A 23,824-nucleotide genomic window follows, 5' to 3' on the forward strand; every position below is an offset into this window, starting at 1 on the left:
GTCGCGGAGCGCGTGAGGGCGCCCCGGCTCGGAATCAGGTGCGGGCCGCCGTCTCGAGGACGACATCGGCCAGCCGCTCGGCGGCGTCGTGGATGCCCGCGCTTTTGGCGGCTGCGGCCGCCGCGGTCAATTTTGCCGGATCGGTGAACAGGTCGAGGAGCTCGGCCGTGAGGCGATCCGGCGTGAAGGCGCTCTGCTGGATGGCGAGCGCCGCGCCGATCCGGCTGAGCGTCGCGGCATTGGCGGCCTGGTCCTGGTCGAGGGCGCCGGGCAACGGCACCAGGATCGACGGCCGCCCCATCGCGGCGAGTTCCGATACAGTGGACGCGCCGGAGCGTCCGACGACCAGATGGCTGCGGGCCATGCGGGCCGGCAGGTCCTTGAAGAACGGCGCCGTCTCGAGACCGGCGAGGCCGAGGGAGAGGTAGAGGTTCTGGACCTCGGTGAGGTCTTCGGCCCGCACCTGCTGCACCAGCATCAGCCGCGCCCGAAGGTCGGCGGGCAGTTGCGCAATGGCTTTCGGCACCACCTGCCCCATCACCGCCGCGCCCTGGCTGCCGCCGAAGACGAGCAGATGGCGCTCATCCGCCTCGCCCACGGGCGGGTAGGGCGTCCGCGCGGCGGCGAGCACGGCGGGACGGAGCGGGTTGCCGGTATGGGTGCGCGGGGCGGTGGCCTTCAGGGGGATGCCACGCACCTCCGCGAAGCCGGTGGCGATGGCGCGCGCACCCCGCGCGAGGAAGGCGTTGGCGCGCCCCATCACCGCGTTCTGCTCGTGCAGGATGGTCGGAACACGCAGGATCTGCCCGGCGAGAACCGGCGGCACGGTGGGATAGCCGCCAAAGCCCACGATGGCGGCCGGGTTGATCCGCCGGATCTCGCGCGCGGCCACGCCGAAGCCGCGCCCGAGGGTGAGGAGCGCCCCCGCCCGCTTCAGGATGGAGCGGCCGGACGGCGTCGCCGAGGCGATGGTGACAATCTCAGAGGCCGGAAACTCCCCCGCGATGGAATCGACGCGGGCGTCGGTGGCCAGCACCACGCGGACGCCCCGCGCGCGCAGGGCATGGGCGAGGCTCTCGGCGGGGAAGAGATGACCGCCCGTGCCGCCGGCACAGAGCAGGATCGTCGGCGTCATCACGGTCACCGCATCACTCCGGCGACGGTGGCGGGCGCAGTGCCCGGGGGCTTCTGGCTCAGGGTCGACATGCGCGGCCGCTTGCGGGTGAGCGCCACGAGGAAGCCCATGCCCAATGCCAGCGAGATCAGCGAGGAGCCGCCATAGGAGACGAAGGGCAGGGTCATGCCCTTGGCCGGCATCAGCCGCACGTTCACCGCCATGTTGATGCAGGCCTGCAGGCCGAACAGGGTGGTGAGACCGGTGATGGCCAGGCGCGAGAAGGTGTCGTCGGTGCGGCGGGCGAGCTTCAGCCCCCGCATGACGATATAGGCGAAGAGGCAGACGAGGCCGAGGCAGACGATGACGCCGAATTCCTCGCCGGTGACGGAGAAGATGAAGTCGGTATGGGCATCGGGCAGGTGGCGCTTGGCCACGCCCTCCCCCGGGCCGGTGCCGAACCAGCCGCCGGAATTGAACGATTCCCGCGCCCAGTATTCCTGGAAGCTGTCGCCGGAATCCTTGTCGAGGAAGCGGGTGATGCGCTCGCGCACGTGATGCAGGAACTGGTAGGCGAAGCCGACGCCGACGAGGCCGGCGACACCCAGGCCCGCGACCCAGAACCAGTGCAGGCCGGCAACGAAGAACAGCGAGCACCAGACGATGGTGATCAGCATGGTCTGGCCAAAATCCGGCTGCAGGATCAGCGGCACGATGGTGACGGGCAGGAGCAGGATCGCCAGCAGGCCGCCGGGCATGTCACGGCGCTGCGCGCCTTCGGAGAACGCCCAGGCGGCGACGACCACGAAGGCCGGCTTCACGAATTCGGAGGGCTGCAGGCCGAACGGGCCGAACTGGATCCAGCGATGCGCGCCCTTGATCTCCGGTCCGAACTTGCCGGCGAGGATGCAGAGGGTGACGCCGACGATCCAGGTGGCCAGGGCCACGCGGCGGATATGGCGCAGGGACAGGAACGACACCGCGACGATGATGAGGATCGTCGGGGCGAGGTACATCGCCTGGCGGTTGAGGAAGTGGAAGGTCGGCAGGCCGATCTTCTCGGCCACCGGCGGTCCGCCGCCCATGAGGAAGACGAGGCCGGCCACCATCAGGGCGGTGAGGCCGGCAAGCAGGCCGCGATCGACGGTCCACCACCAGTCGGTCAGGGGCGTGCGTTCCGCGCGGGACATCATGGGGCGTCGCTCTCCGTGAGCCTTACGGCGCCCGGAAAGAGCAGCCGACAGCCGCCGGCAGCATCAAGCCGGCTCGGATTCGATCCTGTGCCGGAATGGTAAACCAAGTCTTTCACGACGCTCGACTGAACGACAGCCATGCGTCGCCGAACCTGGGTCGTGGCGGGACGCGCCGCGCTACCGCCTCATCGACTTGAACCCGCAGGTGGGGCCGTTGTCGCGGTAGCCGGCGGGGCAGCGGCGGACGCAGGCGCCGGCCGCGAATTTAAGCGGCGGGCGGCAGGCATTGCGGACGCTCCGCGGCCGGAACTCGTAATCCTGTGCCGGACCCGCCATCGCCTCTCCACCGAGAGTGAGGGAAGCGGCGAGCAACAGGGCGGCGCGAAGGGCGAGACGCGAGATCATGGCGGTTTCCGATGGACGAGACGTGAGCGTATCCCGCCGCGACCTCGCCGATTCGGTCAAGGCCGCTTCATCGATATGACGGCGGGATCTCAGCGGTTCATGTTCTTGAAACGGCAATAGCCCCGGCCGGTATCGCGATAGCCGGCGGGGCACCGCTTGACGCAGGTCCCGGCCGCGAATTTCAGCGGCGGCTTGCAGAGGCCGCCGAAGCGCTTCTCGCGATCCATAGAATACTTCGCCTCGACCGGCGTGGAGAACGCGACGCTCCCGAGGGGGGCCGCCACCGTCAGCACGAGGAGGGACGCGAAGGCGAGCCGCAGGGTCATCGGGACATCCGGACAAAAGGAAGACAGGCGGACAATGCGCCCGCCCCCGATCGGTTCGATTCCGGACAAAGCCCGTCAGGCCGCTTTGCAGTCGTAAAATCCTTCGCGGATCGCCTCAGGGTCGAGCTTGCGGCCGATGAAGACGACGCGGGAGACGCGGGCCTCGTCCTCTTTCCACGGCCCCTGGAGGTCGCCGTCGAGGATCTGGTGGACCCCCTGGAAAACGAAGCGCTGAGGCTCGTTCGGGAAGGCCACGATGCCCTTGCAGCGCAGGATGTCCGGCCCCTGGACCTGGGTCAGGGTCGAGATCCAGGGCATGAACTTCTCCGGGTCCACCGGGCCGTCGATCCTGGCGGAGACGGACTGCATCTCGTCGTCATGGTGATGGTGGTGGCCCTCTTCGAGGAAGTCGGGCTCGATATCGAGGATGCGCGAGAGGTCGAAGGCGTTGCGGTCCAGCACCTGATCGAGGGCGACGTCGCAGCGGCTGGTGCGGTGGACCTTGGCATAGGGGTTGATGGAGCGGATCAGGCCCTCGACGCGGTCGAGATCGGCGGGCTCCACGAGGTCCGCCTTGTTGAGCAGGATCACATCCGCGAAGGCGATCTGGTTCTTGGCCTCGGGCGCGTCCTTGAGGCGGTCGGCCAGCCACTTGGCGTCGGCCACCGTCACCACCGCGTCGAGGCGGGCGGCGGCGCCGACATCCTCGTCGATGAAGAAGGTCTGGGCCACGGGCGCCGGGTCGGCGAGGCCGGTTGTCTCCACGATGATCGCGTCGAACTTGCCGCGCCGCTTCACCAGCCCGTCCATGATGCGGATGAGGTCGCCGCGCACGGTGCAGCAGACGCAGCCGTTGTTCATCTCGAACACTTCCTCGTCGGCGCCGATGACGAGGTCGTTGTCGATGCCGATTTCGCCGAATTCGTTGACGATGACGGCGTAGCGCTTGCCGTGGTTCTCGGTGAGGATGCGGTTGAGCAGCGTGGTCTTGCCGGCTCCGAGATAGCCGGTGAGCACGGTCACGGGGATCTTCGAGGAGGCGGGTGTCGGGCTGTCGGACATGCAAGGCTCTTCAGGTTCGCGTAATCGGCCGCGTTGGCTGTGTGGCGCCTGTTATATTGTATCATCGCCCTGCGATGAAAGGGCGTTTCCTCACCCCGTCCGAGCTGGCTTGAGACTCTCGCACAACGCCGCCAGGGTGAGGCGGAAGCCGGCCGATCCGGCGAGCAGCCGCTCCAGCATGAGCGCGCCCTCCAGGGTCGCCACCACCATCCGGGCCGTGGCGGCCGGATCGAGACCGGGGCGCAGGCTCCCGTCGGCACACCCCTCGGCCAGAACCCGCTCCAGCCAGGCGATGTGCTTGTCGAAGAACCGGGCGAGCTCGGCGCGCAGCGCGTCCGGCAGCGTGTCCCTCTCGATGGCGAGCACGGCGCAGAGACAGCCGAGCCCATCCTCGACCCCGGTGAGATAGTGCCGGCCATACGCCTCGATCCGCGCGATCGCGTCCGGCTGGGCCGCGACGATGGCGGCGAGCGCCGCGTCGTAGCGGGCGTCGTAGGCCTCCACCAGAGCGAGGGCGAGGTCGGTCTTCGTGCGGAAATGGTGATGGATGCTCGCCTTGCGGATGCTCACCGCCTCGGCGAGGTCGCCGTAGCTGAAACCGGAATAGCCCCGGCCCCGTACCAGGATCTCGGCCTGGGCCAGCAGCTCCGCTCTGGTGTCTCTCATGGTCGGTCGATCATGGTCGGGGGCTTCGCGAAACCGGGGAGGGAGGCACGAAGGCGTGATGCGCAACTCCGCGCGTCAGCACTTATGCCGTTGACGGCAGCAAAAATCTACCTACTAGATGGTAGCCATAAAAATGGGAGGATAATTCATGAAAGGTCGCTTCGCCGGGCGATCCTCGCAGGATATGCCATGAACCCGCAGCCTCTGCGGAGCTTGGCCACGCGCCGCGCCGCTCTGTTCGGCGGGCTGTGCCTGTGCTGCCTGCCGAGCCTCGGCCGGGCGGCGGAATCCTTCCCGATGGACGAAGTCGGGCCGGGCATCTTCATGCGGCGCGGCCTCGATGCCGAGGCGACACCCGAGAACGGCGACGCCATCGCCAATATCGGCTTCATCGTAGGCGAAAAATCCGTGCTCGTGACGGAGTCGGGCGGCAGCCTCGCCGATGGGAAATGGCTGCGCGCCGAGATCGGGAAACGCACGTCGAAGCCGGTCAGCCACGTGGTGCTGACCCATGTCCATCCCGACCATTGCTTCGGCGCGCAGGCCTTCGCGCAGGACAGGCCGGTCTTCATCGGCCACCACGCCCTGCGGTCCGCCCTCGATTCGCGCGGCGACTTCTACAGGACGCGCCTTGTGGAAATCCTCGGGGCCGACAAGGCCGGATTGGTGGTGTACCCGACGATGGAGGTGGCCGACACGGCCGAGATCGACCTCGGCGGACGGAGCTTGCGCTTCACCGCCCACGGCACCGCCCATACCAATTGCGACCTCTCCATGGTCGATACCCGGACGGGCATCCTGTTCCCGGCCGATCTCCTGTTCGTCACCCGGGTCCCGTCCCTCGACGGCAGCCTGCTCGGCTGGCTGAAGGAGGTCGAGACACTGACCGGACTGGGTGCGACGAAGGCCGTGCCCGGCCATGGCCCGACCCTGGTCGATGCCGCGCCCGCCTTCGCCGACCTGACGCGCTACCTCACGGTGCTCCGCGACGAGACCCGCAAGGCCATCGCCGCCGATCAACCCATCGACAAGGCGATCGACAGTATCGGCCAGTCGGAGCGCGAGAAATGGGTCCTGTTCGACACCTATAACGGCCGCAACGTCACTCAGGCCTACAAGGAGCTTGAGTGGGAATGAGCCAGCGCCACATCATCACGACGAGGAGAGACGCCATGACCACCTACGCGCCGACACCGATCTCCGCGACCAAACGGTCCTTCACCGCCGCCCTGTGCCTGTCCGCCGCCATGCTGATGGGCGGCTCCGCCCTCGCCGCCGGCTCCAGCGACACCGATGCGGAGCGGCTGGAGCGCTGGCGGGACATCTCCAAATCCATCTTCGGCGACCGCACGATCGAACCGACCGATGCGCTCATCAAGGTCGACGCCCCGCCGCGCGCCCTCGACGCCTCCCTGGTGCCGATCACCCTGATGATGCCGGAGAAGGACAGGATCGCCGCCGTTCATCTCATCATCGACGACAATCCCTCGCCCTATGCCGCCCACATCACCTTCGGCCCCGCCGCCGACCCGAGCGAGGTGAAGCTCCGGGTGCGGATCAACAACTACACCAACGTCCATGCCGTGGCCGAAACCAAGGACGGCAAGCTCTACGAGGCCGTGAAGTTCGTCAAAGCCTCGGGCGGCTGTTCCGCCCCCATGGGGATGAGCGACGAGGAGGCCCTGAAGGGGGCCGGCGACATGAAGATGAAGTTCGCCGAGGGCGGCCAGGGCAAGCCGACGGAGGCGACGCTGATGGTCCGTCACCCGAATTTCAGCGGGATGCAGATGAACCAGATCACCCGCGATTACACGCCGGCCCGCTACATCAACAAGCTCGACGTCTCCTCGAACGGCAAGCTCGTCTTCTCCATGAACGGCGACATCTCCATCGCGTCGAACCCGGTGATCAATTTCGCCCTCGCGCCCGACGCCAAGGGTCCGATCAAGGTGGTGGCCACGGACAACCAGCAGAGCCGCTGGGAACACAGCTTCAACACGCCGACCCCGAGCAACTGACGATGAGGATGCCGCGCATGATCCGACTGTTCGGAGCCGCCTCCATCGCCCTTGCCGTCCTGTCGGGCGCCCCGGCCTGGGCGGCGAGCCCCGCCGATTCACCCGTGAACGTGCCGGAGCCCGAAGGCTTCTGGACCGGGCCGCCGAAGGCCTACACCCCCAAGACCCTGACGGGGGCGACAGTGGTCGATATCGACGCCCTGGACAGGCTGGTCGCCGCCGAGAAACCGGTGATGATCGATGTGGCCATGGCCGACCAGAAGCCGGTGGGCTTTCCCACCGACCGGCCCTGGCTGCCCGCCCACCGCTCGATTCCCGGCAGCGTCTGGATGCCGGGCGCGGGCGCGGCGCCGATGGCCCCGGCGCGGGAGGCGCAGTTCCTCGCCCGCGTCGCCGACCTCACCGGCGGCGACAAGACGAAACCGGTGGTCACCTTCTGCCATCCCGAATGCTGGGGCAGCTGGAATGCCGGCAAGCGCCTGCTCCAGAACGGCTATACCCGCGTCTACTGGTTCGCCGACGGGGTCGAGGGCTGGCAGGACAGGCACGACACCACGATCCTGAAGGTCGATGCCGCCTGGGCCGCCAAGCCCGCCGGCGAGGCACAGAGATAGTCGCCCGCCGGCGAGGCAGCGCCCGAACTCGGGTCAAGGGGTTCGGCATGACGATGGACAGGGCACACCGTCATTCCGGGGCGCCGAAGGCGAGCCCGGAATGACGACTTGGGTATCAAAGCCAGTTTGTACGTTTCCATGGGTCAGGTGACATGAACCCCAATTCGGGTCTCGGCCCAGCGATAGAGCAGCAGTTACCGACGTAACCAGCCTCGGTGACGCGGCCGGCTTCAAGCCGCCTACACCTCACTGTCGAGACATTCCCGATGATCAGCCGTCGCGCCCTCCTCTTCACGACGGCCCTTCTCGCCATCGCCGGCGAGACCCTCGCCGCCGAACCGTTCGACGAGGCGGCCTTCGCAGCCGCTCAAGGTGCCGGCCGGCCGATCGTCGTGGAGGTGACCGCCCCCTGGTGCCCGATCTGCAAGGCGCAGCGGCCTCTCCTGAAGGCTCTCTCCGAACAGCCGCGTTTCAAGGATCTGGCGATCTACGAGATCGACTTCGACACGCAGAAGGCACTGATGCGCCGGTTCGATGCGCGCATGCAGAGCACGCTCATCGTCTTCAAGGGACGCGAGGAGGTCGGTCGCTCCGTGGGCGAGACGCAGGGCGAATGGATCGAATCCCTGGTGGAGAAGGCCCTTTAGAGCGGCGCCGGGAATCCAGCGGGCATCCCTGTCATGCATACGTCCCTTCCATGAATGCGTCCCTTCTATGAATACGTCCCTCACATGAATACGTCCCTGGGCCTCGCCTTCCTCGCCGGCCTGCTCACGATTCTCTCTCCCTGCGTGCTGCCGCTACTTCCCATCGTTTTGGGGGCCGCGGCCTCCGAGCATCGTTTGGGGCCGGCGGCCCTGGCGGCTGGGCTCGCCCTGTCCTTCGTGGCGCTCGGCCTGTTCGTGGCGACCGTTGGGTTCAGCCTCGGTATCGACGGCGACGTGCTCCGCCCGGCGGCGGCGCTCCTGCTCGTTCTCGTCGGAATCGTCCTCATCGTGCCCGCCTTGCAGGTCCGTCTCGCCGCCGCGGGCGGACCCCTGAGCGACCGGCTGGAGCGACGCTTCGGCGGGATCGCGACCACCGGCCTCGCGGGCCAGTTCACCGTCGGTCTTCTGCTCGGCGCAGTGTGGAGCCCTTGCGTGGGGCCGACCCTGGGTGCCGCCTCCCTCCTCGCCGCGCAGGGGAAGGATCTCGCCGAGGTCGCCCTCACCATGCTGGTCTTCGGCCTCGGCGCGGCCCTGCCCCTGCTCGGCCTCGGCCTGCTGTCGCGCCGGGTGCTGATGGCGTGGCGGTCGCGGATGATGCGGGCCGGCGCGGGCCTCAAAGCAGCGCTCGGAATCGTTCTCGTCCTCACTGGATCAGCGATTCTGACCGGGCTCGACAAGCGTCTCGAGACGGCTCTCGTCTCGGCCTCGCCGGACTGGCTGACAGCTCTGACCACCCGTTTTTAAGGTATACCAAGCGACACTGAGCTGAGCGGCGAAGAAAGCCGACGAAATCAGCAACGTCAGGGGCTTATGAAACGAAGTAGCCCGTTGACAAGGCTCCGGTTGTGGCAGAATAAAGGCACCGGAGACGGCCCGACGTCTAGGGAGGAAACGCCCGGCAAGGGTTGCGACGACAGGCGACGCCATCGCCATATCGTCAGCAGGATATCGGTCAGCCGCTCCAGTTCTTTACCCTACAAGCGTCGAAGACCGTCATCACGACGGGTGATTTCAGCATGCCGAGCGTATAGACATCCCCGACATGCCTCCGGCCTTCGCGCCGCCGGCGAAACCGGGTTGAGATCGATGTCGCAAGTCGTTGAGTCACGCCGCATCCGTGCCGTGGACCTCGCCAAGCGCAAGGCCGAAGGCGCCAAGATCATCGCGCTGACGGCCTACCACGCCCATACCGCCAGCATCCTCGACCCTCATTGCGACTTCATCCTGGTGGGCGATTCCCTCGGCATGGTCATGCACGGGATGGAGACGACCCTGCCGGTGACCCTGGAGATGATGATCGTCCAGGCGCAGGCCGTGATCCGCGGCACCTCCAGGGCCCTCATCGTCGTGGACATGCCGTTCGGCTCCTACGAGGCGAGCCCGCAGCAGGCCTTCATGAGCGCCGCTCGCGTGCTGAAGGAGACCGGCGCCGGCGCGATCAAGATGGAAGGCGGCGCGCGTTTCGCCGAGACCGTCGCTTTTCTCGTGGAGCGGGGCATTCCGGTGATGGGCCATATCGGCCTCACCCCGCAATCCGTGAACACGATGGGCGGGTTCCGCGTGCAGGGACGCGGCGAGGAGGGCGAGCGCAAGCTGATGCAGGACGCCCAGGCGATCAGCGATGCGGGAGCCTTCGCCATCGTGCTCGAAGGCATCGTCGAGCCGGTGGCCCGCGCCATCGCCACGAACCCCTCCATCACCACGGTGACCATCGGCATCGGCGCCTCCACCGCCTGCGACGGCCAGATCCTCGTCCTCGAAGACATGCTCGGCTTGAGCGACCGGGTGCCGAAATTCGTGAAGCGCTTCGGCTCCCTGCGCGGGCAGATCGAGGGCGCGGTGGAAGCCTATGCGGAAGAAGTCCGCGCCGGCCGTTTCCCGGCGGACGAGCATACCTACCAGCCCATCTGAGCGAGACCGGTGCGCCGCCTGGGGCTCGCCCGTTGCCGAGCGCCCGCGAGCGGGGCCGATGTCGCGCCGAACCCGTTGACCACCGCGGCTTGAGCGGCGCCCGAAAGGCGTCGTTCAGGTCCTCGATCGGTATCGTGACGGTCCTCTTCGATCCCCGCTGTCGCATGCTCGAAAGGAGACGGCGTCAGGCTGTGCCGACGCTGTTTTTCCGTGACGCCAAATTGACGCAGAAGACTAATTGTTCGTCGCCTGAACGGTAGTTCTTAGAAGATTATAAGCACTTTGCATAAAGATTAAGCGTCTTGAATGATGGGACGTGGACCCATTTATGGATTCGCGACATCTCATCTGCATAGTTTGAAAGCATTACTGATGAAGATGACGATCAAGCTGAGGCTTGTAGCACTTCTGGCTTGTATCGGCCTGCTTCTCCTCGCAACTTCAGGCATTGCTAACCTTGCACTGCATTGGAGCAGCCAAAGCCTCAAAACCACCTTCGATGATCGTGTCATCCCCCTCCGGCAATTCATCGTCATCCGGGATTCCTATGACGACCTGACCAACGTCTCGCGCGCGTTGCGCGGCCGGCAGATCGAGCCGGCCCAGGCCAGGGAGAAGATCGAGCGCGACCTTTCGAACATCACCACGCAATGGTCGGCCTATCTGGCGACCTACCTGACACCGGAAGAGGACACCCTCGCCAAGGACCTGCAGGGGCGGATCGACGGAAACGGCGTCGTCATGGCCGAGATCCTCAAGCGCATCGCTGCCGGGGACGGTTCGGAATTCGAGACGACGCATGCGGACTTGCTGAAAGGCTTGCAGGCCACCAACCCGATGCTGACGAAACTGGCCACGCTGCAGGTGCGCGAGGCGGAGGCGGAATACCGGCGCTCCGAGGCGACGTCCGGTTGGACGCGGCTCACCTTGCTGGCCGCGCTCGGTCTCGCCGCGCTCACCGTTGCCTACGGCGTCTACACGATCATCGCGCAGGTCACCCGCCCGCTCGGCAACCTCGTCGGCGTTCTCCAGCGCATGGCCCGGGGTGAGATCGATGCGGAGATCAAGGAAGCCGCCCGCGGTGACGAGATCGGCGCCGTCGGCAAGGCCGTCGAGGGCATCAAGGCCATGGTCGCCCGCAAGGCCGCCGAGGAATTCGAGATCAAGCGTCGGGCCGACGAGGCTGCGGCGGCCGAGCGCAAGCGCACGATGATCGAGCTGGCGGACGGCTTCGAGCGTGCCGTCGGCGGTATCGTCGGGACCGTGTCCTCATCGGCCACCGAACTCCAGGCCACTGCCCAGCAGATGACTGCCAGCGCCCACGAGACGGCGGCTCAGTCCTCCACCGTCGCGGCCGCCGCCGAGGAGGCTGCCACCAACGTCAACACGGTCGCGGCAGCCGCCGAGGAATTGGGCTCGTCGGTGCAGGAGATCGGTCGCCAGGTGTCCGGCTCGGCCATGCTCGCTCAATCGGCCGTGGGCGAGGCCGACCAGACCGTGCATCTGGTCCAGGCCCTGCAAACCACGTCGGCCCGGATCGGCGACATGGTGGGCATGATCTCGACCATCGCCAGCCAGACCAACCTGCTGGCGCTCAATGCCACGATCGAGGCGGCGCGCGCCGGCGTGGCGGGGCGGGGCTTCGCGGTGGTGGCGAGCGAGGTGAAGGCCCTCGCCGCCCAGACCGCCAAGGCGACCGAAGAGATCGGCCGCCAGATCGGCGAGGTGCAGGCCGTCACCGCTCAGGCCGTGATGGCGATCGGCGGAATCACCGGGCGGATCCGCGAGATCGACGACATGGCGGCCTCGATCGCCGCTGCGGTGGAGCAGCAGGGCGCGGCGACGCAGGAGATCGTCCGCAACGTCGCCCAGGCATCGGCAGGCACCAACGAGGTGACCGGCAATATCGCCGGTGTGGCGCAGGCCTCGGAGGAAACCGGGATGGCAGCCGGACAGGTCCTGTCCGCCGCCTCCGAACTGTCGCGCCAGTCCGAGCATCTCGGCGCGGAGGTCTCTCGCTTCCTCTCGACCATCCGCGCCGCCTGACCCGATGGGAATCGGACGCGGACCATCGCCCATCCACTCGGGAGCGGCGTTCCCGAGAGAGGCCGGGCGCGGGTGTCCCTAGCGGACCCCGCCTCCGAAGGCCGTGGCGATCTCGAACGTGCCGCCGAGCAGGAAGTCGAGGGCCAGGATGAGCCCGAGGGCCGCGATGTAGACGACCGTGAACAGGTCCTTGTCCTCTTTGCCGGCCAGTATCAGGCCAGCGAAGGGAACGGTCTGGAGCGCCAGGATGGCGGGAAGGTGCATGACGATCCTCGAGGGGGCGGGGGTATTCCCGCCCCCTCCCCGAGGAGGCCGGGTCTTCTGAGGCCGGACCGGTGACGCGATCCGGACGGATCAGACCGGTGTCCGCGCGAGGCGGGCGGGGCCGGATTCTTCGATCGTGTCCGAAGCCAGCGCCGGGCCTTGCGCGAGGTAGCGCGCCCGTATCGGCCGGAGCACGAACATCGCCATCGCCGCTGCCGCCACGTTCAGCCCGATGATGATCGAGAACACCGCCGACCAGCCGTAGGTTGCCGAGATGACGCTCGCCACCGGCACGAGGAACGAGGCCGTCCCCTTGGCGGTGTAGAGCAGGCCGGCATTGGTGGTGGCGAAGGTGGAGCCGAACGTGTCGCCGCAGGTGGCCGGGAAGAGCGAGTAGATCTCACCGAAGACACCGAAATAGATCGCCGTCGAGAACACGAAGACCAGCGGGTTGGTGCCGTAGCTCAGGAGCAGGACGATCGCCGCCGCCGCCGTCGCGAAGGCGATGAACATCGTGTTCTCGCGCCCGATCGTATCCGAGACGAAACCGAAGAACGGACGCCCGAACCCGTCGAAGATCCGGTCCAGCGAGATGGCGAAGGTCAGCGCCGCCATCTGCAGGCCGAACAGGCTGACGGGCACGTCGGCGACTCGGAAGTCATGGGCGATGGGCGCGATCTGCGCCGCCGCCATCAGGCCGCCCGAGGCCACCATCACGAAGATGGCGTACATCACCCAGAAGACGGGGGTGCGCACCACCTCGCGCGGCGTGCGGTCGACCCTGGTCTGCGGCAGGCGCAGGCTCTTGCGCTGGATCGGCACGGCGACGGACGGCTTGCGCAACAGGAACGACAGCAGGACCACGATGGCGCCCTGGCCGAGGCCGAAATACAGGAAGGCGTCCTGGTAGCCGCTGCTGGCGATCATCTTGGCGATCGGCACCACCGTCACCGCGGCGCCCGCGCCGAAACCGGCCGCCGTGGCACCGGCCGCGAGGCCGCGCCGATGTGGAAACCATTTCAGGGCGTTGCCGACGCAGGTGCCGTAGACCGACCCGGCCCCGATGCCGCCGATCACCGCCGCGCCGTACAGCATCCACAGCGACGAGGCCTGGGAGTTGATGAGCCAGGCCAGCGCGATCATCACCCCACCGAAACAGACCACGATGCGCGGGCCGTAGCGATCGACGAACCAGGCTTCCACCGGCACCAGCCATGTCTCCGTGGCGACGAAGATCGTGAAGGCGAACTGGATCGCCGCGCGGCCCCAGTGGAACTTGGCGTCGATGGGATCGACGAAGAGCGTCCAGCCATATTGCAGGTTGGCGATCATCGCCATGCAGAGAACGCCGAAGGCGAGTTGTCGCCATTTGGCGGATGGTGCGTCCTGTCGTTCCATCCCTGAATCCATTCTTGTTTGGGTGTGCCGTGGAATCCCCCCTCCATCATGCATCAAAATTCAAGGCATACAATATACCACGGATTAAAATTCCTGCTCGTTCGTACGCATGGCCCGATGGCTAGTCTGTGTGCGGGTGGGACCACCACGGGGCGGGTCGATCGCCTCGCCACGCTCGCGATCCACACCAGAATGGAGGGCAGAACGGCCATGCTTCCATTGCGGGACTGCGCCGCGCGGGCGGGCGAGATTCACGCCAAGCGCCATCGCGAAGGGTAAAATCGTCTGCCGACGCCGTCCGCGAAGGAGTAACCTATTATAAAATCGGAGTTTTTATCTAAAACAGTTCTAGAAGATAGCACTTGCATGCAGAATAGCTTCTTTGCCAGATGATTTCACAACACGAATTAGAGAGCAGTCTTTCTTTGCAACGCTTCTAATTCGTCAAATCCTGGCAAATCGGGTTTCGCTGTGCATCAGCCCTCGCTCAATTATCGCGGCCATTCTGCGATGTCGTCCGTTCGCGCGCCAATCATCCTTGCCCTGCTATCGAGCGTGGCGGTACTGGCTGTACTGTCGAAACCAGTCATGGCGCAGGGCGCGGACCACGCGGTGACCCTCGATACCTTGTCGGTCGATGGTGTCGCGGGACGTCCGAGCGCATCCGGCGCGGATGCCGGCGGTCCCGTCGGTCCAGTGCGCGGCTATACTGCCACGCGAAGCGTCGTCGGCACCAAGACGGATACGCCTATTCTTGAAACGGCCCAGTCGATTTCTGTCATCTCTCGAAAGCAGATCGAGGATCAGAACGCTCTCACCGTCAACCAGGCTCTGCGCTACACGCCGAGCGTCACCACCGAGCAGCGCGGCGGCTCCGGCTCGACCCGCCTCGAACAGTTCCTGATCCGCGGCTTCACGGCTCCCCTCTTCCTCGACGGCATGCGCCTGCCGAGCAGCCGTGACGCTGGCCCGTCCGTCGATCCGTTCCGGCTGGAGCGCGTCGACATCATCAAGGGACCGGCCTCGGTCCTCTACGGGCAATCGGGCCCGGGCGGCATCGTCAACCTCGTTAGCAAAGTTCCGTCCTTCGTCCGCCACGGCGAAATCTTCATCCAGGGCGGGGATTACAACACCGTGCGCGGCGGCGTCGATGTCGGCGGCCCGATCGAGGGCCACGGCGTGCTGGCCGACCAGTTCGCCTACCGCATCATCGCGGCGGGCTGGAACGCCGATGGCCCGGCCAAGACCACCTCCATCGAGCGCAGCTTCATCAACCCAAGCGTGACGTGGCGTCCGTCCGCCGACACCTCGCTGACGGTCATCGGCCTGTACCAGCGCGATCCCTATTCCGGCTATTACGGCGCCCTGCCCGCCAAGGGGACGCTGTTCCCGTCGAATTTCGGTGTCGCCAACGGACCGCTCGGCCGCCTGCCGCGCAACTTCTATGACGGCGACCCGAATATCGAGCGCTCCGACCGGACACAGGCTTCCGCGACCTACATCTTCGATCACCGTTTCGACGAGGGCATCCGCGTCCACTCGTCGGGGCGCTTCCTGCGCACCCTCGGCGATTACCGCAGCCTCTACGACGCCACCACGAACAACCTCGCCTGGGGTGGCCGATTCCTCAATCGGGCCATCGGCGGCACCAACGTGGCCATCGACGCCTTTACCAACGACAACAACATCGTGGCCGATTTCCAGACCGGCCCGCTCGCCCATACCGTCCTCGTCGGGCTCGACCACCAGACGCTTTATACGAAGACGTTCAGCACACCGTTCCCGACAGTCCCCCAGAGCCTCGACGTGCTCAACCCGGTCTACGGACTGACCAATATCTCTTTCCCGGCCTTCTCGGGTTATTCCGACATCACCTCCCACCAGACCGGGATCTACTTCCAGGATCAGGTCAAGGTCGACCGCCTGACCCTGACCCTCGGCGGACGCTACGATTGGGTGAGACAGAGCGGCCCGACCCGGGACATGGCGGGTCAGCTCGTCAGCGATCAGGACGCGCCGAGCGAAGCCTTCACGGGCCGGGCGAGCCTGCTCTATCTCTTCGACAGCGGCATCGCTCCCTATGTCAGCTATTCGGAAGCGTTCGAGCCGCAATTTTCCGGGCAGATCTTCACCGGCGACCCGAGCTTCGGCCGCCTGCCCGATCCCATCACCAGCCGGCAGTTCGAGGCCGGCGTGAAATACCAGCCTCCCGGCACGGACATCCTGCTCACGGCGGCGGCCTTCGACATCAAGCGCCAGAACTCGCTGTCTCCCGATATCGCCAACGGTCCGCGCTTCTCAATTCAGAACGGCGAGGTCAGCGTTCAGGGCGTCGAGTTCGAAGCACGGGCCAACGTCACCGAGAACCTCACCGTCGTCGGCGGCTTCTCCCTCATTGACGCCATCAACTCCGCCGGCACCGGCACGACGCTGAACGAGACGACCCGCCAGACCGTGGGCCTCGTCGGCCTGCGCCCGATCCAGGTGCCGGACACCACGATCTCCCTGTTCGGCAACTATCAGGTCCGCACGGGCATGTTCGCCGGCCTCGGCTTCGGCGGCGGGTTCCGCTATCTCGGCGGCTCGCAGGGCGACGCCGCCAACAGCTTCAAGGTGCCAGCGAACCTCGTCGTGGATGCCGTCGCGTCCTACGACTTCAGCTACCTGTCGCCGAGCCTGAAGGGCATGCAGTTGCAGGTCAACGCCCAGAACCTCCTCGACGAGACCTACGTGCAATCCTGCGCCTTCCAGGCCTGGTGCTGGTACGGCGCACCGCGCACCGTGCTCGCGACGCTCCGGTATCGCTGGTAGAGAATGGCCGCGCGCCCGTCGGTGCCTCGACCGAGACCGCTTGAGAACGACATGCCAGAAGGATATGCGGCATGAAGAACGGCCTTCGCCAATCCATGGCCTGGTTGCACACCTGGTCCGGCCTCGTGGTCGGCTGGGTGCTGTTCGCCGTCTTCGTCACCGGAACGGCGAGCTATTATCGCACCGACATCACGGCCTGGATGCAGCCGGAGCTGAGGCAGGCGGCGCGGGCCGAGCCGGTCCCCGACCTCGCCCGCGCGGCGGAGATCGGGCTCGCCCATCTCCAGGACCATGCCGCGGGCGCGCGGTCCTGGTCCATCGGCCTGCCGCAGCCGGACCGGCCGATCATCGACCTGTTCTGGCGGACGAAGCCGGGCACGCCCCCGAACATCGTCCAGCTCGACGGGCAGACGGGGGAGCCGGCGACCTTCCGGAAGACCAGGGGCGGCGACTTCCTCTACCGTTTCCATTTCGAGCTGCACATGCCGCCGCTCTGGGGGCGCTGGATCGTCGGCATCTGCGCGATGGTGATGCTGGTGGCGCTCATCAGCGGCATCATCACCCATCGCCGGATCTTCGCCGATTTCTTCACCTTGCGCCGGGACAAGTCGGCCCAGCGCGGCTGGCTCGACGCGCACAACGTCACCGGCGTGCTGGCGCTGCCCTACCACCTGATGATCACCTATACGGGCATCGTCACCCTGGCGATGATCTACATGCCCTGGGGCGTCACTGCCGCGTATAACGGCGATGCGACGCGCTTCTACGCCGAGACCGCCCAGATCACGGCCCAGCGCCCGCCCCTCGGCCAGCCCGGAACCCTGGCCCCGATCGGGCCGATGGTCGCCCGCGCCGTGGCGACGATCCACGAGCCGCTGGAGCGCCTGTCCATCGTCAATCCGGGCGATGCCCGATCCACGGTGATCGCGATCTTCGAGGAGCCGCACGGACTCGCCCACCAGCATCCGCAGATCGCCTTCGACGGCACCACCGGCGAGATCGTCGAGATCCTGCAGGGCGGGCTGAAGCCGGCGGCCAAGACCTTCACCACCATGGTCGGCCTGCACGAGGCTCATTTCGCCGGGCCGGCTCTGCGCATCCTGTTCTTCCTCTGCGGCCTGATGGGATGCGTCATGGTGGCGAGTGGGCTGATCCTGTGGTCCGTCGCCCGGCTGCCGAAACCCGGCGAGGCCCCGTCTCTCGGCCTTCGCGTGGTGCAGGCCCTCAATATCGGTACCGTCATCGGCCTGCCGGCGGCGATCGCGGTGTATTTCCTCACCAACCGCGTGCTCCCTCCCGGCCTTGAGGGCCGCCTCGACTGGGAGGTCCGGGCCTTTTTCGGCGCCTGGATCGTCATGAGCGTGGTTCCGCTGTTCCGGCCTCACCGCGCCGCCTGGCGGGAGATGGCCGTCGTCACCGCGATCCTGTTCCTCGCCGTGGCGCTGGCGGACCTCCTGGCCGCCGCCGCGCCGTCGCCGAGCGCCCTGCTGCGGCACGATCCGGGCTTCCTCTGGTTCGATGCCGCCATGGTGGCTCTCGCAGGGCTGTTTGCGCTGGTCGCCCACAAGGTCGCGCATTTCCAGACGCGCAAGCGTGCGAAAGCCGCCCCCGTCGGCGCGCCGAGGACGGCCTGAACCAAGGAGACGAAAGCGGGAGCAAGAACCGGGATGCGGCCGGCGAGCCTCGGCGCCAGTATGATGGCCTGAAGCGGCGGCCCGCGCCGTCGTCGCCCGATCAGGAGATCGACGCCGTGTCCGCCCCCGAACCGATGCCCCGCCCGGACGTCCCATCTATCGCCGATCCTGCAGGATGCCGCCTCGAAGGCGGCGACGCTGCGAGATGGGCCGCCCTCGCCTCCCGCGACGCGGCCGCCGATGGCAGCTTCGTCTATGCGGTGCGCACCACTGGGATCTATTGCCGGCCGAGCTGCGCAGCGCGCGCGCCGCGACCCGAGAACGTGAGCTTTCACGCCACCTGCGCCGAGGCGGAAGCAGCCGGCTTTCGCGCCTGCAAGCGCTGCCTCCCCAACGCGCCCAGCCTCGCCGCGCGCCGGGCGGAGGCGGTCGCCCGCGCCTGCCGCCTCATCGACGAATCCGAAACCCTGCCCGACCTCGGGGCACTGGCGAAGTCCGCTGGTCTCAGCACGTTCCATTTCCACCGGGTGTTCAAGACGGTCACCGGCGTGACGCCGAAATCCTACGCAGCGGCGCGACGCGCGGAGGCTCTCGCCTCGGGCTTGAGCCGGGCAGCGTCGGTCACGCAGGCGATCTATGAGGCCGGATACGCCTCACCCAGTCGCTTCTACGCGGAGGCGACGAACCGCCTCGGCATGGCGCCCGAGACCTACCGCCGGGGCGGCGAAGGCGTCGCGATCCGGTTCGGGATCGGCCAATGCGCCCTCGGCGCCATCCTGGTGGCGGCGACAGTCAAGGGAATCTGCGCCATCCTGCTCGGAGACGATCCCGACCAACTATCCCGCGACTTGCAGGATCGGTTTCCGAAGGCCGACCTGCTGGGTGGCGACGCGGCTTTCGAGGCCTGGATGGCCCAAGTGGTGGGGTTCGTCGCGACGCCCGCGCGCGATCTCGGCCTGCCGCTCGATATCGGCGGCACCGCCTTCCAGCAGCGGGTCTGGGACGCCCTGCGCAAGATCCCCATCGGCACCACCGCGACCTATGCGGAGATCGCCCGCGCCATCGGCGCTCCGGCGGCGAGCCGTGCGGTGGCGCTGGCCTGCGGTGCGAATTCCATCGCCGTGGCGATTCCCTGCCACCGGGTGGTCCGTTCGGACGGGTCGCTCTCCGGCTACCGCTGGGGCGTCGCACGCAAGCGCGCCCTGCTCGCCCGCGAGGGCGTTGTCGTCTGAATCTCGATACGCCCGACCGATACCAATCACCGCGCTACCCCATCCGGAGGATGTGGCGCGGCCCGTCCCATGGCATGACCGTCCCGGAGAGGGAGAATGCCGTGACGACCGCCGAGACGCCGGATTTCTACTGGATGGGTTTCGAAGCCTACGGGCAGGGCCAGACCATCGATCACGCCCCGGGCGCCGAGGATTCCACCGACCGACTGGATTGGATCGACGGCTGGGAATTCGCCAAGTTCGCCTCCGCCGCCAGCCCCGACCTCTACGATCGCGATGAGATCGAGCCGCCGCGCCGAGCCGCAGAAACGTTTGTTTTGTCGAACGAACCGACCCGAACGAGCGCCGGACGGATGAAGGCCGACCGGGGGTGAGATTCGCATTCCCCCTCTGTTTTGAGCCAACGGGAAAGGACTTTCGCTATCGGGACGGATGAACGGCAAGAGCCTTCTCCGATCCTTCGTCCTTAAAAAAGAACGTTCCCGTTGACAGGGCGGGGTTTCGGCAGGACCATTGCGGCACTTGGTGAGGGGTTTTCGCGGCGTATTCCGTGAGCCCGGCGATCCGACGCGTCCGAAGAATCCTGTCTTTTCCGAATGATCCTCTCCCCGCCTCTGCGCGACACCGCCGATGGGCTCGCCCGGCTTTTCGCCGAACGGGCCGACGGTCACGACCGCGCCGGTCGATTCGCGCATGACAACATCGCCGATTGCCGGAATGCCGGCCTGCCGGGGCTGACCGTGCCGCGCAGGCTGGGCGGCGCCGGCGCCGGTCTCGGGCAGGCCGCGATGGTGATCGGCACCCTGGCGCGAGGCGAGCCCTCCACCGCCTTGGTGCTCACCATGCACTTTCTCCAGCATGGGCTGATCCATGCGCGCGCGGCCTCGCCGGACGAAAGCTGGCCCCTGGCGATCGCCGATGGGCTCGGCCGCGCGGCGGTGAAGGACGGCGCGCTCATCAACGCCCTGCGGGTCGAGCCCGAACTCGGAACCCCCTCGAGGGGCGGCATGCCGGAGACGGTGGCTCGGGCGACCTCCACCGGATGGTTGATCAGCGGCCGAAAAATCTATTCCACCGGCAGCCCGGCCCTCACCCATGGCCTCGTCTTCGTCCGCACCGATGAGGCGGAGCCGCGCATCGGCAACATCCTGGTGCCGATGGCCTCCGATGGCGTGCGGATCGAGGAGACCTGGGACCATCTCGGCCTGCGCGCCAGCGGCAGCCACGACGTGATCTTCGAGGATGTGGCGGTGCCCGCCGACCATGCGGTGGACCTTCGGCCGCCCGAGGGCTGGCGCAAGCCGGATCTCCAGCAGCAGGCCTGGAGCACGGCGATGCTCTCCGCCCTCTATGACGGCGTCGCGCGCTCGGCCCAGGCCTGGTTCATTGCCTTCGCGAAAAACCGCAAGCCCGGAAGCCTCGGCCAGAGCCTCGCGACCTTGCCGCGTTTCCAGGAGGCCATCGGCGAGAACGAGCGACTGCTCGCCGTGAATGCCCGCCTGATCCGGAGCTTCGCCGCGGATGTCGACGGAGGCGCCTGCCCCTCGGTCGCCGAATCCGGCTTCCTCAAGACCACCGTCACCGAGAACGCGATCCAGCTGGTGCAGCGCGCCGTCGAACTCGCCGGTAATCCCGGCCTGTCGCGGGCGAACCCGCTGGAGCGGCACCTGCGCGACGTCCTGTGTGGGCGCATCCACTGGCCGCAGAAAGACGCGGTCCGCATCGCCGCCGGTCGCGCCGCCCTCGGCCTCTGACCCCTTCCCCGTTACGGACCCAAGGAGATCGCGATGAGCTTTCCGTCGCCGGACGCCGTCGAATTCATCGGCTTCGCCGCCCCGCGCTACACCTCCGAGACCCATGCGGCCTCGGGCCCCGCCATCGACCGGGACTATCTCCGGCTGCTCGCCCAGGCCCATGAATGGGGCGGGTTCGACCGTATCCTGGTGGCCTTCTACGCGACCCAGCCCGACGCGCTGCTGCTCTCCGCCCAGATCGCGGCGGTGACCGACCGGATCGGCCTGATGATCGCCCATCGCACCGGATTCACCGCGCCGACAGTGGCCGCGCGCCAATTCGCGACCCTCGACCAGCTGACCGGCGGGCGCGTCGCCATCCACGCCATCAGCGGCGGCGACGACAGGGAGCTGGCACAGGACGGCGACCACCTCACCAAGGACGAGCGCTACGCCCGCACCGACGAATTCCTCACCATCGCCCGGCAGGTCTGGACCGCCGAAGCGCCGTTCGATTTCGCCGGCGCGCATTACCGGATCGAGCGGGGCTTCTCCGAGGTGAAGCCGGTGGACCCGCGCGGCATCCCGGTCTTCTTCGGCGGGGCCTCCCCGGCCGCCATCACTGTCGCCGGGCGTCACGCCGACACCTACGCCCTGTGGGGCGAGAGCCTCGATCAGGTCCGGGAGGCGATCGCCCGCGTGCGAGCGGCGGCTTCCCCCCATGGCCGCGATCCCCGGTTCAGCCTGTCGTTCCGGCCGATCCTGGCTGCGACGGAGGAGGAAGCCTGGGCCAGGGCCGAGGACATCCTGGCCCGCACCCGCGCCACCCGCGCCGCCAGGGGTCTCGGGCCGGCGCCGGTGCCGGAGAACGAGGGCTCGCGCCGCCTGCTCGCGGCGGCGTCCCAGGGCTCGCGCCTCGACAAGCGCCTCTACACCGCCATTGCCCGAGAGACGGGCGCCTCGGGCAATTCCACCGCCCTCGTCGGCACGCCGGAGCAGGTGGCCGACGCCCTTCTCGATTACCACGACCTCGGGGTGCGGACCTTCCTGATCCGCGGGTTCGACCCGCTGGAAGACGCCATCGCGTATGGCCGTGACCTGATCCCCACCTTCAAGCGGCTCCTCGCCCGGCGTGGCGAGCGGGCGGAGGCAGCCTGATGCGCGCTCTTATCACTCTCCTCGCCGTGCTGGCGTTCGCCGGCATCGCCCGCGCCGACGAGACGGTGCTTCGCGTCGGCGACCAGCGCGGCAATGCCCGCGCCCTGATGGAGGCGGCCGGCGTCCTCGCCGACCTGCCCTACCGGCTCGAATGGAGCGAGTTTCCCGCCGCAGCCCCTCTTCTCGAAGCCCTCAATGCCGGGGCGATCGATGCCGGCGGCGTCGGCGACGCGCCCTTCACCTTCGCGGCCGCCGCCGGGGTTCCGGTGAAGGCCTTCGTCGCCTTCCGCAACAAGCAGGACGGCCTGGCGATCCTCGTCGCCAAGGATTCACCGTTCAAGACGGTGGCCGACCTGAAGGGCAAGAGCATCGCCACCAATCGCGGCTCCATCGGCCATCAGGTGGTGCTGGCCGCGCTGGAAGAGGCGGGCCTGCCGGCCAATGCCGTGACCCTGCGCTTCCTGCCCCCGGCGGATGCCAAGATCGCGCTCGCGGGCGGCAGCGTCGATGCCTGGGCGACCTGGGAGCCCTACACCTCCACGGCCGAACTCGCCAACCTCGCCCGTGTCGTGCGCGACGGCAACGGCATCACGCCGGGCCTGAGCTTCGCGGTGGCGAGCGACGCCGCCCTGAAGACCAAGCGCGCGCAGCTCGCCGATTTCGGCCGGCGCCTCGTGAGCGCGCGCGAATGGGCGCTCAAGGATCCCGCGCCCTACGCGGCGGTCTGGTCGAAGCTCATCGGCCTGCCGGAGGCCGTACCCCTGCGCTGGTTCTCGCGGGCGGAATATCGGGCGGTGCCCATCGACGACGCGGTGATCGCCGACGAGCAGCGCAACATCGACCTCTATGTCCGTTCCGGGCTGATCCCCGCCGCGCGGGCACCGCGCGCCGACATCATCCTCGATCGGAGCTTCGAACCGGCCGCGATCGCGGTACGTTGAACAGACCGCCGCCGAGGACCGGACCCATGCACGACCCTTCCGACCACAGCCACGATCATGCCCATTCCGACCACGACCACGCGCATGACCACGAGGCGGCGCCCGCCGCCGAACGCTGGAAGCATGACGGCGTGCGGGTGATCCCCGGCGACAAGCTCGATTCCAACACCGCCCAGACGCCGGGCATGTTCCGGCAGGCGGCGATCAACCATGCCCGCGTCGGCGCGCAGAAGATCTGGGCCGGCACGGTGGCGATCGCCCCCGACGCCAAGACCGGCGTGCACCATCACGGGGCGCTGGAGAGCGTGATCTACGTGGTCTCCGGCCGCGCCCGCATGCGCTGGGGCGACAAGCTGGAATTCGTGGCCGAGGCCGGACCCGGCGACTTCATCTTCGTGCCGCCCTACGTGCCGCACCAGGAGATCAACGCCGATCCGGACCAGCCCCTGAACTGCGTCCTGGTGCGCTCCGACAACGAGGCGGTGGTGGTCAACATCACCGATGTGGAACCCGTGGAACGCCCCGAGACGGTCCACTGGGTCGACCCGATCCACAAGCATCCCTGATTTCGCGCCATACCGAGAGACGCCG

The 23,824-nt window shown here is 67.5% G+C and carries 23 protein-coding genes; 15 read left to right on the plus strand and 8 right to left on the minus strand.

The window, feature by feature from the left end; translation table 11 throughout:
- Nucleotides 1-34: 34 nt before the first annotated feature.
- From murG to ACYQR9_RS01110, 6 genes are all read right to left on the minus strand, one after another.
- Nucleotides 35-1,144, minus strand: a complete 1,110-nt coding sequence (gene murG, locus ACYQR9_RS01085) for an undecaprenyldiphospho-muramoylpentapeptide beta-N-acetylglucosaminyltransferase (protein WP_461228400.1) — start codon at nt 1,142-1,144, stop codon at nt 35-37.
- Nucleotides 1,141-2,307: an FtsW/RodA/SpoVE family cell cycle protein gene (locus tag ACYQR9_RS01090; RefSeq protein WP_056434546.1), complete on the minus strand. Its 1,167-nt coding sequence runs from the start codon at nt 2,305-2,307 to the stop codon at nt 1,141-1,143. The genes murG and ACYQR9_RS01090 overlap by 4 nt, the downstream gene beginning before the upstream one ends.
- Before the next feature lie 177 nt (nt 2,308-2,484).
- Nucleotides 2,485-2,712: a hypothetical protein gene (locus tag ACYQR9_RS01095; RefSeq protein ID WP_207413432.1), complete on the minus strand. Its 228-nt coding sequence runs from the start codon at nt 2,710-2,712 to the stop codon at nt 2,485-2,487.
- Between the two features lie 89 nt (nt 2,713-2,801).
- Nucleotides 2,802-3,038 carry a hypothetical protein gene (locus ACYQR9_RS01100; RefSeq protein WP_461228401.1) on the minus strand — a complete coding sequence of 79 codons (237 nt, stop codon included), beginning with the start codon at nt 3,036-3,038 and terminating at the stop codon, nt 2,802-2,804.
- Nucleotides 3,039-3,113: 75 nt separating this feature from the next.
- Nucleotides 3,114-4,100 carry a CobW family GTP-binding protein gene (locus tag ACYQR9_RS01105; protein ID WP_056434552.1) on the minus strand — a complete coding sequence of 329 codons (987 nt, stop codon included), beginning with the start codon at nt 4,098-4,100 and terminating at the stop codon, nt 3,114-3,116.
- Nucleotides 4,101-4,190: 90 nt separating this feature from the next.
- Entirely contained in the window at nt 4,191-4,766 is a 576-nt protein-coding gene (locus ACYQR9_RS01110) for a TetR/AcrR family transcriptional regulator (RefSeq protein WP_461228402.1), read from the minus strand.
- Nucleotides 4,767-4,955: 189 nt separating this feature from the next.
- Here ACYQR9_RS01110 and ACYQR9_RS01115 point away from each other — a divergent pair, with 189 nt between their 5' ends.
- The 7 genes from ACYQR9_RS01115 (at nt 4,956) to ACYQR9_RS01145 (ending at nt 12,062) form a co-directional block, all read left to right on the plus strand.
- Nucleotides 4,956-5,903, plus strand: coding sequence for a quinoprotein relay system zinc metallohydrolase 2 (locus ACYQR9_RS01115; protein WP_461228403.1), 948 nt, complete (start codon nt 4,956-4,958; stop codon nt 5,901-5,903).
- A 35-nt stretch (nt 5,904-5,938) separates the two neighbouring features.
- Complete coding sequence (locus ACYQR9_RS01120; protein ID WP_461228404.1) at nt 5,939-6,784, plus strand: quinoprotein dehydrogenase-associated SoxYZ-like carrier; 846 nt, start codon at nt 5,939-5,941, stop codon at nt 6,782-6,784.
- Nucleotides 6,785-6,792: 8 nt separating this feature from the next.
- Nucleotides 6,793-7,398, plus strand: coding sequence for a rhodanese-like domain-containing protein (locus ACYQR9_RS01125; protein ID WP_461229698.1), 606 nt, complete (start codon nt 6,793-6,795; stop codon nt 7,396-7,398).
- 266 nt (nt 7,399-7,664) lie between these two features.
- Complete coding sequence (locus ACYQR9_RS01130; protein WP_461228405.1) at nt 7,665-8,045, plus strand: thioredoxin family protein; 381 nt, start codon at nt 7,665-7,667, stop codon at nt 8,043-8,045.
- An 84-nt stretch (nt 8,046-8,129) separates the two neighbouring features.
- Entirely contained in the window at nt 8,130-8,849 is a 720-nt protein-coding gene (locus ACYQR9_RS01135) for a cytochrome c biogenesis CcdA family protein (RefSeq protein WP_461228406.1), read from the plus strand.
- Nucleotides 8,850-9,191: 342 nt separating this feature from the next.
- Nucleotides 9,192-10,016, plus strand: a complete 825-nt coding sequence (gene panB / locus ACYQR9_RS01140; RefSeq protein ID WP_461228407.1) for a 3-methyl-2-oxobutanoate hydroxymethyltransferase — start codon at nt 9,192-9,194, stop codon at nt 10,014-10,016.
- 372 nt (nt 10,017-10,388) lie between these two features.
- Entirely contained in the window at nt 10,389-12,062 is a 1,674-nt protein-coding gene (locus ACYQR9_RS01145; protein ID WP_461228408.1) for a methyl-accepting chemotaxis protein, read from the plus strand.
- Nucleotides 12,063-12,140: 78 nt separating this feature from the next.
- Here ACYQR9_RS01145 and ACYQR9_RS01150 read toward each other — a convergent pair whose 3' ends face one another.
- Complete coding sequence (locus tag ACYQR9_RS01150) at nt 12,141-12,326, minus strand: hypothetical protein (protein WP_056434567.1); 186 nt, start codon at nt 12,324-12,326, stop codon at nt 12,141-12,143.
- Nucleotides 12,327-12,416: 90 nt separating this feature from the next.
- Nucleotides 12,417-13,724, minus strand: coding sequence for an oxalate/formate MFS antiporter (gene oxlT / locus ACYQR9_RS01155; RefSeq protein WP_461228409.1), 1,308 nt, complete (start codon nt 13,722-13,724; stop codon nt 12,417-12,419).
- A gap of 510 nt (nt 13,725-14,234) precedes the next feature.
- Here oxlT and ACYQR9_RS01160 point away from each other — a divergent pair.
- From ACYQR9_RS01160 to ACYQR9_RS01195, 8 genes are all read left to right on the plus strand, one after another.
- Nucleotides 14,235-16,535 carry a TonB-dependent siderophore receptor gene (locus ACYQR9_RS01160; protein WP_461228410.1) on the plus strand — a complete coding sequence of 767 codons (2,301 nt, stop codon included), beginning with the start codon at nt 14,235-14,237 and terminating at the stop codon, nt 16,533-16,535.
- A 71-nt stretch (nt 16,536-16,606) separates the two neighbouring features.
- Nucleotides 16,607-18,169, plus strand: a complete 1,563-nt coding sequence (locus ACYQR9_RS01165) for a PepSY-associated TM helix domain-containing protein (RefSeq protein WP_461228411.1) — start codon at nt 16,607-16,609, stop codon at nt 18,167-18,169.
- A gap of 134 nt (nt 18,170-18,303) precedes the next feature.
- On the plus strand, nt 18,304-19,401 hold the full coding sequence (ada, locus tag ACYQR9_RS01170) for a bifunctional DNA-binding transcriptional regulator/O6-methylguanine-DNA methyltransferase Ada (protein WP_461229699.1): 1,098 nt from the start codon (nt 18,304-18,306) through the stop codon (nt 19,399-19,401).
- 101 nt (nt 19,402-19,502) lie between these two features.
- Nucleotides 19,503-19,775, plus strand: a complete 273-nt coding sequence (locus ACYQR9_RS01175; protein WP_461228412.1) for a hypothetical protein — start codon at nt 19,503-19,505, stop codon at nt 19,773-19,775.
- Nucleotides 19,776-19,997: 222 nt separating this feature from the next.
- The gene (locus ACYQR9_RS01180) at nt 19,998-21,155 is read left to right on the plus strand and encodes an acyl-CoA dehydrogenase family protein (protein ID WP_461228413.1); all 1,158 of its coding nucleotides are present in this window, start codon (nt 19,998-20,000) and stop codon (nt 21,153-21,155) included.
- 33 nt (nt 21,156-21,188) lie between these two features.
- Nucleotides 21,189-22,292, plus strand: a complete 1,104-nt coding sequence (locus ACYQR9_RS01185; RefSeq protein ID WP_461228414.1) for an LLM class flavin-dependent oxidoreductase — start codon at nt 21,189-21,191, stop codon at nt 22,290-22,292.
- Nucleotides 22,292-23,233, plus strand: a complete 942-nt coding sequence (locus tag ACYQR9_RS01190; protein WP_461228416.1) for an ABC transporter substrate-binding protein — start codon at nt 22,292-22,294, stop codon at nt 23,231-23,233. Before ACYQR9_RS01185 ends, ACYQR9_RS01190 begins: the two co-directional genes overlap by 1 nt.
- Nucleotides 23,234-23,259: 26 nt before the next feature.
- The gene (locus tag ACYQR9_RS01195; protein ID WP_056434591.1) at nt 23,260-23,799 is read left to right on the plus strand and encodes a cupin domain-containing protein; all 540 of its coding nucleotides are present in this window, start codon (nt 23,260-23,262) and stop codon (nt 23,797-23,799) included.
- The last annotated feature ends 25 nt before the right edge of the window (nt 23,800-23,824 follow it).

This window comes from Methylobacterium sp. CM6241 (assembly GCF_054817845.1).